Here is a 15,796-nt window from a genome sequence, read left to right as displayed (position 1 = left end):
CAGGGACGCAACTGCCTGATGCGAGACAGGTCAGTGGGACGTCGCCCTGCCCTCCCCACCCGGCTTCGCTCCGCTCAGCCACCCTCCCCGGTACGGGGAGGGAGAGATGCAGACCTATCTTCCCCTTGCGGCCATTCGATGCGATCGCGTGGCAGCGCCTCGCGGCAGTCGTCGCGCATGAAGGCCATCAGCTTCTCGCGGATCTCGCAGCGCAGGTCGAAGGCGATGCCGGCCGAGCGGGCGCTGGCCAGGCAGCGGACCTGAAGCACGCGTTCGGTGATGTCGGTCACCTGCATCACCTGGACGTCGCCGTCCCAGTGTTTGGACGCCTTGACGATGGCTTCGTAAGCGGTGCGCAGCCGATCGATCGGGGCTTCGTAATCGACGTAGAAGAAGGCCACGCCGATCAGGCGGGCGTTCTCGCGCGTCCAGTTCTGGAACGGCGTGGTGATGAAATAGGACAGGGGCAGCACCATCCGGCGCCAGTCCCACAGCTTGACCACCACATAGGTGGCGGTGATCTCCTCGACATTGCCCCACTCGTTCTCGACGATGACGGCGTCGTCGAGGCGGATCGGCTGGGTCAGGGCGATCTGGATGCCGGCGACCATGTTCGTCAGGATCGGCTGAAGCGCGAGGCCCGCGATGATGCCGACGACCCCGGCCGAGGCCAGCAGGCTGACGCCCCACTGGCGGAAGCCGGCGATGGTCATCAGGGCCAGACCCACGGTGACGATGAACAGCACCACCTTGGCGACCCGTTGCAGGATGCGGGTCTGGGTCAGGTGTTTGCGGGCCAGCAGATTGTCCTCGACGGCGATATTGTACCGTTTGAGGTGCATGACCGACCACATGTCCAGCATGCCCGAGGCCAGCCAGCCCAGAGTCAGGACGAACAGGAACTGAAGGATGTTGCGGATGTCCTGAGACGGTCCGGGGTCCATCGGCGACACGGTCACGCCGATGCCGATGCCGATGATGATGATCAGGACACGCAGCTTGATCCGGGCGCGCTCGACCACGCCGCGCCAGAAGACGTCCTTGTTCCTGACCACCCGGCGCAGGATGGAGAAGACGATCTTGTGCGTCAGCCAGCCGCCGCCGACGAAGACCAGCAGGACCAGGATGACAACCGCCCATTCGGGCAGCCAGTCGAAGCGGTGCCACAGGGCGCGGATCTGGCGGGTGACGGCGATGATTTCGGGAGGCATGGGCTTCCTAACGCGTCAGGGCCGAGAGGGTTGTGAATCTCCCTCCCCGTTCGGGGAGGGTGGTCGCGCAGCGACCGGGTGGGGGCGGCCCGGCAAGGGCGCGCGAGTTTGAATAATTAGGTCGGTGGGACTTTGCCTTGCCCTCCCCACCCGACTTCGGCTGCGCCTCAGCCACCCTCCCCCGCAGGGGGAGGGAGAAGTCCTAGGTGCGCCCCGCCGTCGCCTCGACCAGATCGGCGAGGCGTTGTGCGGCGTCGGGGATGGCGACGCTGCGGGCGGCGGCGGACATGGCCGACAGGCGCGACGGGTCGGACAGGACGGCGGTCAGGGTCGAGGCCAGCCGATCGACGGTCAGGTCGTCTTCCAGAATGACTTCAGCGGCGCCGGCGTCGGTCAGGGCCTTGGCGTTCAGGCGCTGGTGGTCGTCGGTGGCGATCTTTAGCGGGATCAGGACGGACGGCAGGGCCGCCACCGCCAGTTCGGCGCAGGTCGAGGCGCCGGAACGCCCCACCACCAGATGCGCCCTGGACAGCCGTTCGGCCATGTCGCGGAAGAAGGGGGCGACCTCGGCCTCGATCCCGGCCTCCAGATAGATTTGGCGCGCGGCCTCCAGCGTCTCGGGCCGCGACTGCTGCTGCACCTTCAGGCGACGGCGCAAGGCCTCGGGCAATGCGGCCAAAGCGCGGGGCGTGGTCTCGGACAGGATGCGGGCGCCCTGGCTGCCGCCGGTCACCAGCACACGGACGGGTGCGTCGTCGCCGGGGGCGACATAGGGGCGGTCGAACAGGGCGCGGATCTCGGCGCGCACCGGCGACCCCACCACGTGGGAGCGGCCCTGGACCTTGGCCGGCGCCCGCTCCAGCGTCGGAAAGGACGAGGCGACCTGGCCGACATAGGGCGCCAGGATGCGGTTGGTGCGGCCCAGGACGGCATTCTGCTCGTGGATCACGGTCGGGCGCTGTGACGTGACGGCGGCGACCAGGGCCGGGGCGGACGGATAGCCGCCGAAGCCCACGACTACGTCGGCGCCCAGCCGGTCGAAGGCCGTCCGCGCCTGGACCACGCCCTTGAAGATGGCGACGCCCGCCTTGATCAGGCCTAGCGGACCGGACCCCGTGGCGGCGTCCAGCGCCAGCCGCTCCTCGGCCGGGAAGGCGTGGGCGTATTGCTCGCCCCGATGATCGGTCGCCAGCACCACCCGCCAGCCGCGCGCCGCCATCTCGCGCGCCAAGGCCTCGGCCGGGAACATATGGCCGCCGGTGCCGCCGGCGGCGACGACGCAGAGCTTGGTCATGGGGCGGGCTCCGAAAAAAGAGGGTCTGAATAGTGCAATTCGTCTGAAATTCAGACGGCGGGGGCGCGAAAAACACCGTCTGAATAGTGCACTTCGTCTGAAATCCGTGGCGGACGGGTGGGGTCGAGGATGGGTCGGCGACAGGATCGCACGGTTTTGGGGTGTGGGCAGGAGAAAGCGGCTGGTCGGTGTTAAGCAGTTGGGATCGTTCGGGTGTTTGTTTGAGAGAAGGTCATATGTCCCTCTTCCTTCGTCATCCTCCGACGAGCGAAGCGAGACCGGGGGACCCAACGGCGCCGAAGGCGATGTGTCGGCCGCATAGTGGTTGAAGCAGAATCCGCGACAGGTTCGCGCTCACGCACGCCGCTGGGTCCCCCGGTCGCTTCGCGCCGGAGGATGACGAAAGAAAACTACAGCAACCGCCGCCGTCGTCCCGGCAGGCTGGCGCCCGGTTCGTAGGCGCCGGGGCGGCGGCGGGTCAGGGCCAGGGCGAAACCCATGGTCAGGCCCATGGCCAGCATGGACGAGCCGCCGTAGCTGATGAAGGGCAGCGTCATGCCCTTGGTCGGGATCAGGTTCAGATTCACCGCCACATTGATGCAGGCCTGCAAGCCGATCAGCATGAACAGGCCCGCCGCCGCCGTCTGTTCGAACGGGTCGGTCAGCTTCATCGCCCGGCGCATGCCCCGGATGACGATGAAGGCGTAGAGGCCGATCATGATCAGGCTGAGGATCAGGCCGAACTCCTCGGCGCCGACGGAATAGATGAAGTCAGTGTGCAGGTCGGGCACCCGGCGTTTCATCACGCCCTCGCCGATGCCGCGCCCCAGAAGGCCGCCGGCGCGGATGGCCTCGGACGCGCTGTCGATCTGGTGGGTGTCGGTGGTCTCGGGCGAGAAGAAGCGGCTCAGGCGGTCGCGCATGTGGCCGAAGACGAAATACAGCGACACCAGTCCCGCCATGCCCGCGCTGGCCAGCACCGCCATCCACTTGAACGGCACCCCCGCCATGAAGAAGACGGCCATGAAGGTGGTGGTGATCAGCAGGGTCTGGCCGATGTCGGGCTGGATCAGCAGCAGAGAGACCGTCAGGGCGTAGAAGCCGAAGGCGATGGTGACGCCGGGCACCCCCTGCCCCTTCTGCGCCTCGGCGAACATCCAGGCGGCGAAGACGATCAGGCCGGGCTTGGCGAACTCGGACGGTTGCAGGCTGAACGGGCCGAAGTTCACCCAGCGGGCGGCCCCCTTCACCGTGTCGCCGATGAACGGCAGGGCCATCATCACCAGGATGGCGCCGAACAGGGCCAGGACCGCGATGCGGCGCACCCCGCGCGGCGACAGCAGCGAACTGGTCAGCATCAGGCTGAGGCCCAGGCCCGAGAAGATCATCATCCGCCAGGAATAGTGGAAGGGATCGGTGATCGATTCATCGGCTAAAATGGCGGCCGGGCTGGAGGCGAAGCTGAGCGCCACGCCCAGGCCCATCAGCGCCAGGGCCGCGCCCAGCAGGCCGCGATCCACGGTCCAGAACCACTGGGCGACGTGGCTCTGGTCGTTGCGCGAGAAGGCGGGGGTGTAGGGGGCGCTCATGACGCGGTTTCCGGGACGGCCCCGAGGGCCAGGACGGCGGCGCGGAAGGCTTCGCCCCGCGCCTCGAAGTCGGGATACTGGTCGAAACTGGCGCAGGCGGGGGACAGGAGGACGATCTGGTCGCCGCCTGCGGATGCGGCGTCGGCAGATGCGGCGGCCACGGCGGCGTCCAGGGTTCTGGCGATGATGTGGGGGGTGTCGGCCAGCGTCGTAGCGAAGGCCTCGGCCGCCTCTCCGATCAGATAGGCCTTGGTCACGCGGGGGAAGAGGTCGGCCAAGTCGTCGATGCCGCCGGCCTTTGGCACGCCGCCGGCGATCCAGAAGACGCGGGGGTAAGACGACAGGGCCTGACGCGCGGCGTCGGCGTTGGTGGCCTTGGAATCGTTGATGAAGCGGACCGGGCCGAGGCGGCCGACGGCCTCCATGCGGTGGGCCAGGCCGGGAAAGGACAGCAGGCCGGCGACGGCGGCGTCGTGCGATACGCCCAGCGCCCGCGCGGCGGCATAGGCGAAGGCGGCGTTCTGGGCGTTGTGGCGGCCCGGCAGCGAGCGGGCGGCGGTGAGGTCGGCGAGAATCGCGCCTTGCGACTTTATGAGACCTGATCGGACTTCAATTCCGCTCATCCCGGCGAAAGCCGGGACCCAGTTCTTTGGGCGTTCCAGCCGTGGGGATGCGGAAGGACGCCGATCCCCGACATCGTGTCCTGACGAAAGCACTGGGTCCCGGCTTTCGCTGGGATGAGCGGAAGAAGAAATGGTCAGGACATGCGAAGCCAGATCGCGCGCGATCCCCTGCCCCCAGCTTTCATCCACGCCGACAAGTGCCACCGCGTCCGGTCCCTGGGCCGCGAAGATCCGCGCCTTGGCCGCGACATAGCCTTCCATGCCGCCGTGGCGATCCAGATGGTCGGGGCTGATGTTGGTCAGGATGGCGACATCGGGAGCGAAGGTCGTGGTCAGGTCCAGCTGATAGCTGGAGACCTCGATCACATAGACGGCGTCGGGCGTGGGGGCCGGCAGGGCCAGGACGCCGATGCCGATGTTGCCGCCGACGTGGACCGTCAGGCCGGCCGACTTCAGCACCCAGCCGATCAGGGCCGTGGTGGTGGACTTGCCATTGGTGCCGGTGACGGCGACGACGCGGGGGCGCGCGTCTTTCGGCAGGGCGGCCAAGGCGCGGGCGAACAGTTCCACGTCGCCGATGACGGGCACGCCGGCCGCGCGCGCCTTGTCGACACTCCAGTGCGGTTTGGGATGGGTCAGGGGCGCGCCGGGCGACAGGACCAGGGCGGCGAAGGCTGACCAGTCGGCCGTGGTCAGGTCCTTGACCGTGAAGCCTTCGGCCTCGGCCTGCATCCGGCCCGAGACGCCGTCGTCCCACAGGATGGGGATGGCCCCGCCGGCCTGGAGCGCGCGCGCGGCCGTGATCCCCGACCGTCCCAGGCCGAAGACTGCGACCCGCCTGCCCTCAAAGCCGGGAACGGGGATCATCGGATCACCGCAGCTTCAGCGTGGACAGGCCCAGCAGGGCCAGGGCGCCGGCGATGATCCAGAAGCGGATGACGACGGTGGATTCCGGCCAGCCCATCTTCTCGAAATGGTGGTGGACCGGCGCCATCAGGAAGATGCGTTTCTTGGTCAGCTTGTAATAGCCGACCTGGATCATGACCGAAGCGGCCTCGGCGACGAACAGGCCGCCGACGATGCCCAGGACCAGCTCGTGCTTGGTCGTGACGGCGATGGCGCCCAGGGCGCCGCCCAGGGCCAGCGAGCCGGTGTCGCCCATGAAGATCTTGGCCGGAGGGGCGTTGTACCAGAGGAAGCCCGCGCCGCCGCCGATCATGGCCGCGCAGAAAATGGCCAGTTCGCCCGCGCCGGGGACGTGGTGGACCTGAAGATACTGGGCGAAGACGAAGTTGCCGGCGAGGTAGGAGATCACCCCGAACGCGCCCGCCGCCATCATCACCGGCACGGTCGCCAGGCCGTCCAGACCGTCGGTCAGGTTCACCGCATTGGAGAAGCCGACGATGGTGAAGGCCGCGAACGCCACATAGAACCAGCCGATGTTCAGCAACACGGCCTTGAAGAACGGAAACGCGATCGAGGTCTCAAGCCCCGGCGAGGTGGGCGACACGGTCATCCACAGCACGGTCAGGACGCCGGCGACGACGGCGACGACCGTCTGGGCCAGCAGCTTCTGTTTCGAGGTCAGGCCGGCCGAGGTCTGTTTGGTCACCTTGGCATAGTCGTCGATGAAGCCCAGCACGCCGAAGGCCGCCGTGACGAAGCTGACGATCCAGATGTAGGGATTGGTCAGGTCGCCCCACAGGAAGACCGCCACGCCGATGCCGGCGAGGATCATCAGCCCGCCCATGGTGGGGGTGCCGACCTTGGACAGGTGCGAAACAGGGCCGTCGTCGCGGATCGGCTGGCCCCGGCCCTGTTTGGTGCGGATCCAGTTGATGAAGCGGCTGCCCATGGCGACGGCGACGATCATGGCCGTGGCCATGGCCAGGGCGACGCGCACGGTCTGGTACTGGACCAGGTTCAGCAGCGGATACTGGTGCGCCACGTCGGCGTAATAGAGATACAGAAGATAGAACATTCTCGTTCCCTATCGCGTCGCGGGCAGCGTGTCGCGGCCTTGAAGATCGGCCAGCGCCTTGGCCACCAGCGAGGCCTTGGACCCGTTCGAGCCCTTGACCATGACGACGTCGCCGGGCGCGACCAGCAGGTGAGCCTCGGTCGCCAGTTCCGCCGCCGTCGCGCGCCAGACGCCGCGTCGCGAGGCCGGAAGGGCGTCATAGAGCCAGCGCATCTCGGGACCGGCGGCGTGGACCAGGTCCAGCCCGGCGGCGTCGATGGGGCCGGCGAGGCCTTCGTGCAGGTCGCGGCTCTGGTCGCCCAGTTCCAGCATGTCGGTCAGAACGACGATGCGGCGGCCCGATGTGGCGCGCGCGCCCAGGGTCTTGAACCCGGCGGCCATCGACAGCGGATTGGCGTTATAGCTTTCGTCGATCAGGGTGAAGGCGCCTTCGGGCGTCGTGACCGTGCTGGTTTGGCCGCGACCGGCCAACGGCTGGAAGCCGGCGAGGGCCTCAAGCCCCGTGTCCAGCGTCACGTCCAGCGCGTCAAGCATCAGGAGGACGCACAGGCTGTTCAGGCCCCAGTGGGCGCCGGACTGCGCAAGGCGATAGTCGATGCGACGACCGAACAGTTCGGCGGCGACCGATGCGCCCTCGGCGTCCGGCCGGAAGTCCAGCAGGCGGGCGTCATGACCGGCGTCCGAGCCGAAGGTCAGCAGGCGCGCGCCGATGGCCTGGGCTGCGTCGCGCAGGACGGGGAACAGGGTCGCGTCACCGTTGGCCACGGCCGCGCCGCCGGGGACCAGACCCTGGAAAATGGAGGCTTTTTCGCGTGCGACGCCGGCCTCGCCGTCGGCGAAGGCCTCGATATGGACCGGGCCGACGGTGGTGACGCAGGCGGCATGGGGGGCGACGAAGCGCGACAGGGGCGCGATCTCGCCGGGCGCATTCATGCCGATCTCGAACACGGCGCGACGGGTCTCGACCGGCATCCGGGCCAGGGTCAGCGGTACGCCGATGTGGTTGTTGTAGCTCTTGATCGAGGCGTGTGCGGGACCCGCAAGGTCGAGGCCGGCCTTGATGGCTTGCGTGACGCTGGTCTTGCCGACGCTGCCGGTGACGGCGCCGCGTTTCACATGGGGCGCCCGCTCGCGCGCGGCGACGCCGAGGGCTTCCAGACCGTGCAGCGTATCAGGAACGACGACGCAGGGGCCGCCCTCGACAGGGTGTTCGACCAGGGCTGTCGCGGCGCCGGCGGCGAAGGCGGCGGCGGCGAACTCATGCCCGTCGCGTTCGCCCTTCAGAGCCAGAAACAGGTCGCCGGGGACGATCTCGCGGCTGCTGTAGGTCAGGCCCGTGATGAGGCGGTCGTCGCCATGCAGCACGCCGCCCGTGGCGGCGGCGACTTCGGCGGCCGTCCAGAGCGGGCGGGCGGATGTATCAGGCATTCAAAGACAGGGCCTCGGACGCGACGGTGGCGTCGTCGAAGGGGTGGGTCACGCCCGCGACGATCTGACCCTGTTCATGCCCTTTTCCGGCGATGACCACCACATCCCCGTCACGCATCATTTCGACGGCCGCTTCGATGGCCGCGCGGCGATCGCCGATCTCGATGGCGTCGGGGCAACCGGCGCGGACCTGGGCGCGGATGGCGGCGGGATCTTCCGAACGCGGATTGTCGTCGGTGACGATGGCGAGGTCGGCCAGACGCCCGGCGATGGACCCCATCAGCGGGCGCTTGCCGCGATCCCGGTCGCCGCCGGCGCCGAACACCACGATCAGTCGGCCTGTCGCATGGGGGCGAAGGGCGTTCAGCACGGTCTCAAGCCCGTCGGGGGTGTGGGCGTAGTCGACATAGACCTCGCCGCGCCCTGTCTCGGCGCCGCCGATGCGTTGCAGGCGGCCTTGGGCGCCCGTCAGGCCCTCCAGGGCGGCGATCACGGCGTCGGCGGGATCGCCGGCCGCGATGCACAGACCCGCCGCCACCAGGGCGTTCGAGGCCTGGAAGGCGCCGGCGAGCGGCAGCAGGATCTCATGCACCTGGCCGCGCACGTCCAGGGTCAGGCGCTGGCCCTCCGGCGTGGCGCGGCGGCCGATCAGGGCCAGGTCGCGCCCGCGCTCGCCCACCCCCATCACGCCCAGGCCCGCCATGATCGAGGCCGAGGCGAAGGCCGAATAGGCGTCGGAATCTGCGTTCAACACGGCGGTGCGGCCGCGCGGCAGCAGGGTCTCGAACAGGCGCATCTTGGCGGCGCGATAGTCCTCCATCGTGCCGTGATAATCGAGGTGGTCCTGGGTCAGGTTGGTGAAGGCGGCGGCCTTCAGCGCCACCCCGTCCAGACGGCGCTGGTCGATGCCGTGAGACGAGGCCTCCAGCGCGACATGGGTCACGTCCTTGGCGGCCAGCTCGGCCATCAAGCGGGCGGCCTCGGCGGCGTCGGGGCTGGTCAGGCCGGGGCCGGTCAGGGCGTAGGTCTTGTCGCCCTTCTGGCCGATGACGCCCAGGGTGCCCATGCTGGCGGACTTGTGGCCGACGCCGGCCCAGATCTGGCGGCAGAAGGTGGCGACCGAGGTCTTGCCGTTGGTGCCTGTGACGGCGACGCAGGTCTTGGGTTGGGCGCCGTAGAAGCCGCGCGCGGCGATGGCGTAGGCGCGGCGTACGTCCCCCGAGGTGACCAGGACCGGCGCCGCGCCATCTGGCGTATCGGTCGGGGCCAGGACCGCAGCGGCTCCTTGCGCCAAGGCCTGCGGAATGAAGGCGCGGCCGTCGGCGGCCGTGCCCGGCAGGGCGACGAACAGGGCGCCGGGGGCGACCTTGCGGCTGTCGGCGGTCACGCCGGTGATGATGGGATCGCTGGACACGTCGCGGCGCAGCAGGTCGGACAGGTGAAGGGCGCTCACAGGCCGTCCCCCGCCACGTCCTGATACTCAGGCACTTTTTCGCCCAGGGCCGTGCGCCAGCGATCCTCGCGGCGTTCGACGCCCAGGAAGCCGGCGATGCGGTCGGCGATGTTCTTCACGGCCGGCGCGGCGACATAGGCGCCGGTCTTGGGATAGGTCCCCGGCTCGTCCATGACGATCAGGATGGCGTAGCGTTTGCCGTTCAGCGGGCCGTCGACCGGGAAGACCGCCGCGAACGAACCGAGCGCGTGGCTGGGATCGTAGCGACCGTTGACCAGCTTATTGGCCGAGCCGGTCTTGCCCCCGACCCGCAGACCCGGCGCATCGGCGAACCCGCCCGAACCCTTGACGACGTTGCGACGCAGCAGGTCCAGAATGGTGCGCGAGGTCTCTTCGGTGACGACCTGCTGGGGCTGGGCGCCGCGCGCGCCGCCCTTGCGCAGGCTCAGCGGGATCATCCGCCCGCCGTTGGTCAGGGCGCCCATGGCCTGAACCATCTGGGCCGGGGTGATCATGATGCCGTAGCCGAACGACAGGGAGGCCAGGGTCGAGTTGTCCCAACGGCGCGGGACGACCGGCTTGGCCGATTCCTTCAGCTCGATGGTCGAGGCGTCCAACAGGCCCAGGCGGCGGAAATAATCCCGCATCGTGTCTGGCCCCATCTGCACCGCCAGTTGCGAGGTGCCGATGTTGGACGAGTGCAGATAGACCTCCTCCAGCGTCATCACGCGGTTCTGAGCGTGGAAGTCCTTGATCTTGCGATCGCCGATCTGAAAGGCCTGGGAGGCGTCGAACAGGGTGTTCATGTCGGCCCGGCCGGTGTCGAGACCGGCGGCGACGGTGAAGGTCTTGAACACCGAACCCATCTCGTAGTGACCCGAGACGGCGCGGTTCAGCGTCGCGCCGTCGGGCGCGGCGTTGCGGTTGGACGAGTTGAAGGTCGGCCAGCTAGCCATGCCCAGGACCTCGCCGGTCTGGACGTCGGTGACGATGCCGACGGCGCCCTTGGCCTGAGCCTTGATCGCGGCGGCGGCCAGTTCGTTTTCAAGCACGCCCTGAACACGCAAGTCGATGGACAGGGGGAAGGCCTCGCCCCGCTGGCCCGCCGCGCGGATTTCGTCGTTGAAGGCCAGTTCGGCGCCGGACACGCCCCGCCCGCCCGTGTCGGCGTCGCCGATCAGGTGAACGGCCGAGGTTCCCAGCGGATAGGCGCGGCGGTCTTCAGGTTCGAACGTGACGCCGCCCAGGGCCAGGTCATGGACGGCGGCCTTTTCCTGGGGCGTCAGGCCGGTCAGGGCGATCAAGCGACGCTCGCCGCCCAGCACGCGCTTCAGCCGCTCGGCGGAGATGCGCGGCAGAGCGCGGCGGATCTGGCGATAGGCCAGGTCGCGATCCCAGATTTCGGCCGGATCGATATAGAGGCCGTAGTGGATGATGTTGGTGGCCAGCAGTTCGCCGTTGCGATCCGTCAGGTCGCCGCGCACCAGGGCGTTCGGATTGACGCCCGATCCGCGCCCGTTCGCCTCTGCAATCAGGGCCTTGTACGAGGCGCCGATGGCCAGGGCGCCGAAGACGCAGGAAAAGACGATCAGGATCAGGAAGATGCGGACGCGCGTATCCTCTTCCGGCCGGGCATCGGCGCGGGCGCGTTCGAACCCGTGCTCCAGACGCCAGACGGTTTCCGACAGCCAGCGCCAGAAGGGCGACAGCCGGCCCTGAAGATCGACGCCGGGCGCGGGGCGGTGATAGCGGTGGTCCTGAACGCTCATCGCACCGTCTCCGGCGCGGGGGCGGCGTCGTCTGCGACGGCGGGGGCCGCAGCGGGGGCGACGGCGGCGGCCGCCGGTGCGGTCGGGACCGGCATGGGTTTCAGCTCGGTCAGCTGGGCTTCCTTGGCCTGACGATGCACGTCCACCGGAGCCATGCCGATCTGGCGCGACAGGCTTTCCAGGCGGGCGGGTTGTTCCAGGCGGGCGACCTCGGCGCGCAGCAGGCGGACGCGCTGGCCGTTCTCGCGGATATCCTGTTCCAGCTGGGCGATGCGGCTGCTCTCGCGCGCCGCCGCGGCCTTGGCCGCATAGACGGACACGATCATGATCGCGACCAGGGCCACGCCGATGATCTCGATCCAGCGCACGCCGCGCACCTTCCAGTCGAACAGACGCTGAAGGGCGGTGCGGGAATAGGTGAAGAAGGGCGCCGTGGTCATGCCGCCACTCCCCCACCGATCTCGCCCCAGGCCGGGGCGTCGGTGCGGACGGCGGCGCGCAGCTTGGCCGAACGGGCGCGAGGATTGGTCGAACGCTCTTCGTCGCCCGCCTCGCGCGCGCCCTTGAACTGAAGCGTGAAGCTGGGCTTGCGCGGATCGACGGCCATGGGGGCGTGACGTGAGCCGGCGGGGCTGTTGCCCGTGCGCTCGGTCATGAAGGCCTTTACGATGCGGTCTTCCAGCGAATGGAAGGTGACGACGGCGAGACGGCCGCCGGGGGCCAGGGTCGCCTCGGCGGCCTCCAGCCCGCGCTCCAGCTCGCCCAGTTCGTCGTTCACCGCGATGCGCAGGGCCTGAAAGACCCGTGTCGCCGGATGGATGGGCGCGCCGCGACGGCCGCCCAGGGCTTTCTCGACCACCTCGGCCAGATCCAGGGTGCGAGTGAACGGCTGTTCGACGCGGCGGCGCAGGATGGCGGTGGCGACGCGGCCCGACTGGCGCTCCTCGCCATACAGTTTGAAGATGTGGGCCAGGGGACCGTGGTCCCAGCCGTTGACGATGTCGGCGGCGGTCGCGCCCTCATCGGACATGCGCATGTCCAGCGGCCCGTCGCGCATGAAGGAAAAGCCGCGCTCGGCCTGGTCCAGCTGCATCGACGAGACGCCGATGTCGAAGACGGCGCCGTCAAGTTGAGCCTTGCCGCTGTCGGCGAAAGCGCTGGCCAGACCGGAGAAGGGGGTGCGGATCAGCTGAAACTGGCCGGGGAAATCATTGGCGACGGCGTCGGCGTGCGGCTGGACCGTCGGGTCGCGATCCAGGCCGATGACCTGGGCGCCGGTCTTCAGGATGGCGCGGGTATAGCCGCCGGCGCCGAAGGTGGCGTCGATCACGACATCGCCGGGCGCCGGCGCCAGGGCCTCGATCACTTCGGCCAGCAGGACGGGGGCGTGGGGAGCTTCAGCGTGGGGGGTCACGATCCGCCCCCCGCCAGCTTCATCTGGGCCGCCAGCTTCAGGGCGCCGATCTGGGCCATGCCGGCCTTGGCCAGGGCGCGCTGCTCGGCGCGGCGGGCCGCCCATTTTTCGCGCGACCAGATCTGGAAACGGTCGTTCAGGCCGACGATCACGACGGTGTCGTCCAGGCCCGCTTCAGAGCAAAGCGCTTCGGGCAGGGTGATGCGCCCGCCGGAATCATAGGCCAGGCGGACCTGCTCGCCCATGACCTGCCACTCCAAGGCCGAACGCTCTTCGGAGCCGAACGGCAAGGCTTCGATCATCTCGGCATAGACGGCGAACAGGCGGTCGCCGCCCGCTTCCAGGCAGTCCGCTTCGATCGAGGGAAAGATGAAGACGCCGCCGGCCGCGCCGTTTTCGGTCGTGCGGAAATCGTTGGGGATGAGGAGACGGCGCTTGCCGTCCAGCTGCTTCTCGTAGGTCGAGAGAAACACGCCCTGTCCAATCGAGCCTTTCGGCCCGCCCCTAGATGCCCTGACGAACGCCCGCCGCGCCCGCCTCTCAGCCCCAAATCTTGATTGTGGGATAGCATGGGATCAGATGGGCCTCAATGGGATCGAAGCCAAGATTTAACCATGTTTTGACGTGTGACGACTTAAGCACGCTCGAACAGTAGGAACATACACGGAACAGACGAAGTATTCACAGGCTGTGAAGCGTTCTAACCTTCCTTGACCAGACAATAGGTTAACGACCGCAAACCTGCGGGACCGCTGCCAGAACACTGAAATGCGGGGATAATCCGAACTCGGACCAAGGTGACGCGCGAACCACCGCAGCATCGGCGGGCGGGAAGCCCCACCCAACGGCCTCAAGCAGCGCGAAGCGCGATAGGCCAAAGAAAAAGTATGCCAGACGGCCTGTAAGCCGGGTTTTGTTCCGCTCCGAGGCTTAAAGCCTGGATCGGCGACGATCATTCCTCTGGACCGTCCATTGCTGAACGGTTCTCGCGACCTACCCGGACATCTGAGGCGGTGAGCCCCGCGAGGCGAACCCCGCGCGATGTCCCTATTTGGTCTTGCTCCAGGCGGGGCTTGCCATGCCGTCCCTGTTGCCAGGCACGCGGTGGGCTCTTACCCCACCCTTTCACCCTTACCGGCCTCGCGAGGCCGGAGGTTTGCTTTCTGTGGCGCTATCCCTCGGGTCGCCCCGGGCGGAAGTTATCCGCCGCCTTTTCACCGTGGAGCCCGGACTTTCCTCGACAAGGACGAACCCTGCCGCGACCGCCCAGCCGTCTGGCGCGCGCTAGATGCGCCGCCGCGCCGCCGAGGTCAACCAACGGATGCGGCGGCAGGTGAAATGGCGTATGGTCTGCACATGGCCGAACCCGCAGCGAACATCGCCAGTCATGAAACACCGGAGCAGCGTGAGCGCCGCCTCGCTCATGAGCGCTGCCTGCTCGCCGAAGCCTATGCAGACATCGCCGCCGGACGCTTTATCGAAGGCGAAGAGGCCGAGAAATGGCTGGAAGCTGAAATCGCCTGGGCTAACGCCGCCTCTCGCTGAATGCGTCGCAACACTCTGATCGTCACCGAGCGGGCGCGTCGTGACCTCGACCAAGCCAAGACCTGGCTGACCCAACCCGGTAGCGGTTTACGTGGCCGATCACGCTACGCCGCGCTGTTAGAGGCGATGAATGGCTTGAAGACGGCGCCCAACCGCTGGCCTTTTGGTGACAATGCAAACGTCCGCGAGCGAGTCTGCGAAAGCTACCGCTTTTTCTATGAATGGAGCGAGCAAGCTCGCATCGTCACGATCCTGAGAATCTACGGCCCCTTCCAGGACCGCGCAGACCTCTAGTTCAGCACGCCCGTGACGCTCTCGGCGCTGGCGAGTTGGAGCAGGCCGACCAGGCGTGCGCGGGTTTCGCCGTCGGCGACGCCGTCGACGCGGGCCGGTCGCCAGTGGCGCTGAAAGGCGCGGACGGCGGTTTCGGTCTCGGCGTCGTAGTCGCCGCCCCCTTTCAGCCCGTAGCCCAGACGGTGCAGGCCGGCGCGCAGGACCATGGCGCCGATGCCCTGATCCCCCTTTTGCAGCAGGCCGCCCAGGGCCTGGATCCGTTCGGGGGCCGGTTCGAACCACAAGCCATGACCGGCCTCGGCCAGTTGCTTCCAGGGGAAGAGTTCGCCGGGATCGGTCTTGCGATCCGGCGCCAGGTCGGAATGGGCGATGATGCGGTTGTCGGGGATGGACCAGCGACTGCGGATGTCGCCGATCAGGGCGATGACGGCGGCGATCTGGGCGTCAGGAAAGGCGCGATAGCCGAATTCGTGGCCAGGATTGACGATCTCGATGCCGATGGAGGCGGCGTTGCAGTCGTCCTCGCCCTGCCAGACGCCGCGACCGGCGTGCCAGGCGCGGCGTTCCTCCGGGACCAGTTGGAAGATGCGACCGTCTTCTTCGACCAGATAGTGGGCCGAGACCTTGGCATCCGGGTCGTGCAGGCGCGCCAGCGCGGCCTCGCCCGTCTGCATCCCGGTGTAATGCAGCACCAGCATGTCCGGCGGCGCACGGCGCGCGTCGAAGTTGGGCGAAGGCGCGTCGATGTAGGCGGTCATGGCAGGCGCCGGCTCAGCGAGCGCCGCGCCGCCACCCCAAACCCCACTTGCTACCGTTGTGTTCCCACCCGTAAGCGACCCAATCACCGTCCACCTTGTGGGCCTCGATCAGGTCGGGATCGCCGTTGCGGCGGCGCGGCGTCGTGTTGCGGCGGGTCCGCATGACCAGGCCGACCAGGAAGACCAGCACGCCAGCGATCAGGGCGATCACGGCCACCGCTGCGGCAGTGACGACGGCCAGCACCGCGCCCACGGCCATGGCGCAGACGGCGGCGATCATGCCGGCGACCCACATGACAGAGGCCACGAGGCCGTTGGGACGGCGGCGCGCGGTGAAACCGATGGTGGCGAGACGTTCAGGCTGGAACATGGATCATCCTTTCAGGCGATCCGAGGAACGCCTGACATGCAATGTCGGTCCATCGGGGCCTGCGGTC

15 protein-coding genes and 1 other RNA gene are annotated in these 15,796 nt (G+C 68.2%); 2 read left to right on the top strand and 14 right to left on the bottom strand.

Features of this window, described 5'->3' with window-relative positions:
- Window positions 1-74: 74 nt before the first annotated feature.
- The 12 genes from AC3ISA_RS10835 to rnpB form a co-directional block, all read right to left on the bottom strand.
- Window positions 75-1,211 (bottom strand): mechanosensitive ion channel family protein, encoded by a 1,137-nt coding sequence (locus AC3ISA_RS10835; protein ID WP_489177893.1) that lies wholly within the window; start codon window positions 1,209-1,211, stop codon window positions 75-77.
- A 202-nt stretch (window positions 1,212-1,413) separates the two neighbouring features.
- Window positions 1,414-2,505: an undecaprenyldiphospho-muramoylpentapeptide beta-N-acetylglucosaminyltransferase gene (gene murG, locus AC3ISA_RS10830; RefSeq protein ID WP_489177892.1), complete on the bottom strand. Its 1,092-nt coding sequence runs from the start codon at window positions 2,503-2,505 to the stop codon at window positions 1,414-1,416.
- Between the two features lie 410 nt (window positions 2,506-2,915).
- On the bottom strand, window positions 2,916-4,094 hold the full coding sequence (locus tag AC3ISA_RS10825; protein WP_489177891.1) for a peptidoglycan glycosyltransferase FtsW: 1,179 nt from the start codon (window positions 4,092-4,094) through the stop codon (window positions 2,916-2,918).
- Complete coding sequence (gene murD, locus AC3ISA_RS10820) at window positions 4,091-5,584, bottom strand: UDP-N-acetylmuramoyl-L-alanine--D-glutamate ligase (protein ID WP_489177890.1); 1,494 nt, start codon at window positions 5,582-5,584, stop codon at window positions 4,091-4,093. The genes AC3ISA_RS10825 and murD overlap by 4 nt, the downstream gene beginning before the upstream one ends.
- Before the next feature lie 4 nt (window positions 5,585-5,588).
- Window positions 5,589-6,698 (bottom strand): phospho-N-acetylmuramoyl-pentapeptide-transferase, encoded by a 1,110-nt coding sequence (mraY, locus tag AC3ISA_RS10815; RefSeq protein ID WP_159849636.1) that lies wholly within the window; start codon window positions 6,696-6,698, stop codon window positions 5,589-5,591.
- 9 nt (window positions 6,699-6,707) lie between these two features.
- Complete coding sequence (locus AC3ISA_RS10810; protein WP_489177889.1) at window positions 6,708-8,126, bottom strand: UDP-N-acetylmuramoyl-tripeptide--D-alanyl-D-alanine ligase; 1,419 nt, start codon at window positions 8,124-8,126, stop codon at window positions 6,708-6,710.
- Entirely contained in the window at window positions 8,119-9,579 is a 1,461-nt protein-coding gene (locus tag AC3ISA_RS10805; protein ID WP_489177888.1) for a UDP-N-acetylmuramoyl-L-alanyl-D-glutamate--2,6-diaminopimelate ligase, read from the bottom strand. The genes AC3ISA_RS10810 and AC3ISA_RS10805 overlap by 8 nt, the downstream gene beginning before the upstream one ends.
- Entirely contained in the window at window positions 9,576-11,348 is a 1,773-nt protein-coding gene (locus AC3ISA_RS10800) for a peptidoglycan D,D-transpeptidase FtsI family protein (RefSeq protein WP_489177887.1), read from the bottom strand. Before AC3ISA_RS10800 ends, AC3ISA_RS10805 begins: the two co-directional genes overlap by 4 nt.
- A complete protein-coding gene (gene ftsL / locus AC3ISA_RS10795) occupies window positions 11,345-11,788 on the bottom strand; it encodes a cell division protein FtsL (RefSeq protein ID WP_489177886.1) in 444 nt (147 codons plus the stop codon). The genes AC3ISA_RS10800 and ftsL overlap by 4 nt, the downstream gene beginning before the upstream one ends.
- Window positions 11,785-12,762: a 16S rRNA (cytosine(1402)-N(4))-methyltransferase RsmH gene (rsmH, locus tag AC3ISA_RS10790; RefSeq protein ID WP_489177885.1), complete on the bottom strand. Its 978-nt coding sequence runs from the start codon at window positions 12,760-12,762 to the stop codon at window positions 11,785-11,787. Before rsmH ends, ftsL begins: the two co-directional genes overlap by 4 nt.
- Window positions 12,759-13,235: a division/cell wall cluster transcriptional repressor MraZ gene (locus AC3ISA_RS10785; protein ID WP_428154342.1), complete on the bottom strand. Its 477-nt coding sequence runs from the start codon at window positions 13,233-13,235 to the stop codon at window positions 12,759-12,761. The genes rsmH and AC3ISA_RS10785 overlap by 4 nt, the downstream gene beginning before the upstream one ends.
- 413 nt (window positions 13,236-13,648) lie before the next feature.
- An RNA gene (gene rnpB, locus AC3ISA_RS10780) (RNase P RNA component class A) lies at window positions 13,649-14,040 on the bottom strand.
- 78 nt (window positions 14,041-14,118) lie between these two features.
- Between rnpB and AC3ISA_RS10775 the strand changes: the two genes are divergently transcribed.
- Window positions 14,119-14,307 (top strand): hypothetical protein, encoded by a 189-nt coding sequence (locus AC3ISA_RS10775; protein ID WP_372693208.1) that lies wholly within the window; start codon window positions 14,119-14,121, stop codon window positions 14,305-14,307.
- Entirely contained in the window at window positions 14,308-14,601 is a 294-nt protein-coding gene (locus tag AC3ISA_RS10770) for a type II toxin-antitoxin system RelE/ParE family toxin (RefSeq protein WP_489177884.1), read from the top strand.
- Here the strand turns inward: AC3ISA_RS10770 and AC3ISA_RS10765 are convergent.
- Both AC3ISA_RS10765 and AC3ISA_RS10760 read right to left on the bottom strand, forming a co-directional pair.
- Window positions 14,598-15,359 (bottom strand): peptidoglycan recognition protein family protein, encoded by a 762-nt coding sequence (locus tag AC3ISA_RS10765; RefSeq protein WP_489177883.1) that lies wholly within the window; start codon window positions 15,357-15,359, stop codon window positions 14,598-14,600. The two genes, AC3ISA_RS10770 and AC3ISA_RS10765, sit on opposite strands and share 4 nt — an antisense overlap.
- 13 nt (window positions 15,360-15,372) lie before the next feature.
- On the bottom strand, window positions 15,373-15,729 hold the full coding sequence (locus AC3ISA_RS10760) for a hypothetical protein (RefSeq protein WP_489177882.1): 357 nt from the start codon (window positions 15,727-15,729) through the stop codon (window positions 15,373-15,375).
- Window positions 15,730-15,796: the final 67 nt, after the last annotated feature.

This window comes from Brevundimonas sp. KH_058 (assembly GCF_057838505.1).
This window is presented reverse-complemented; position numbering and strand designations above follow the sequence as displayed.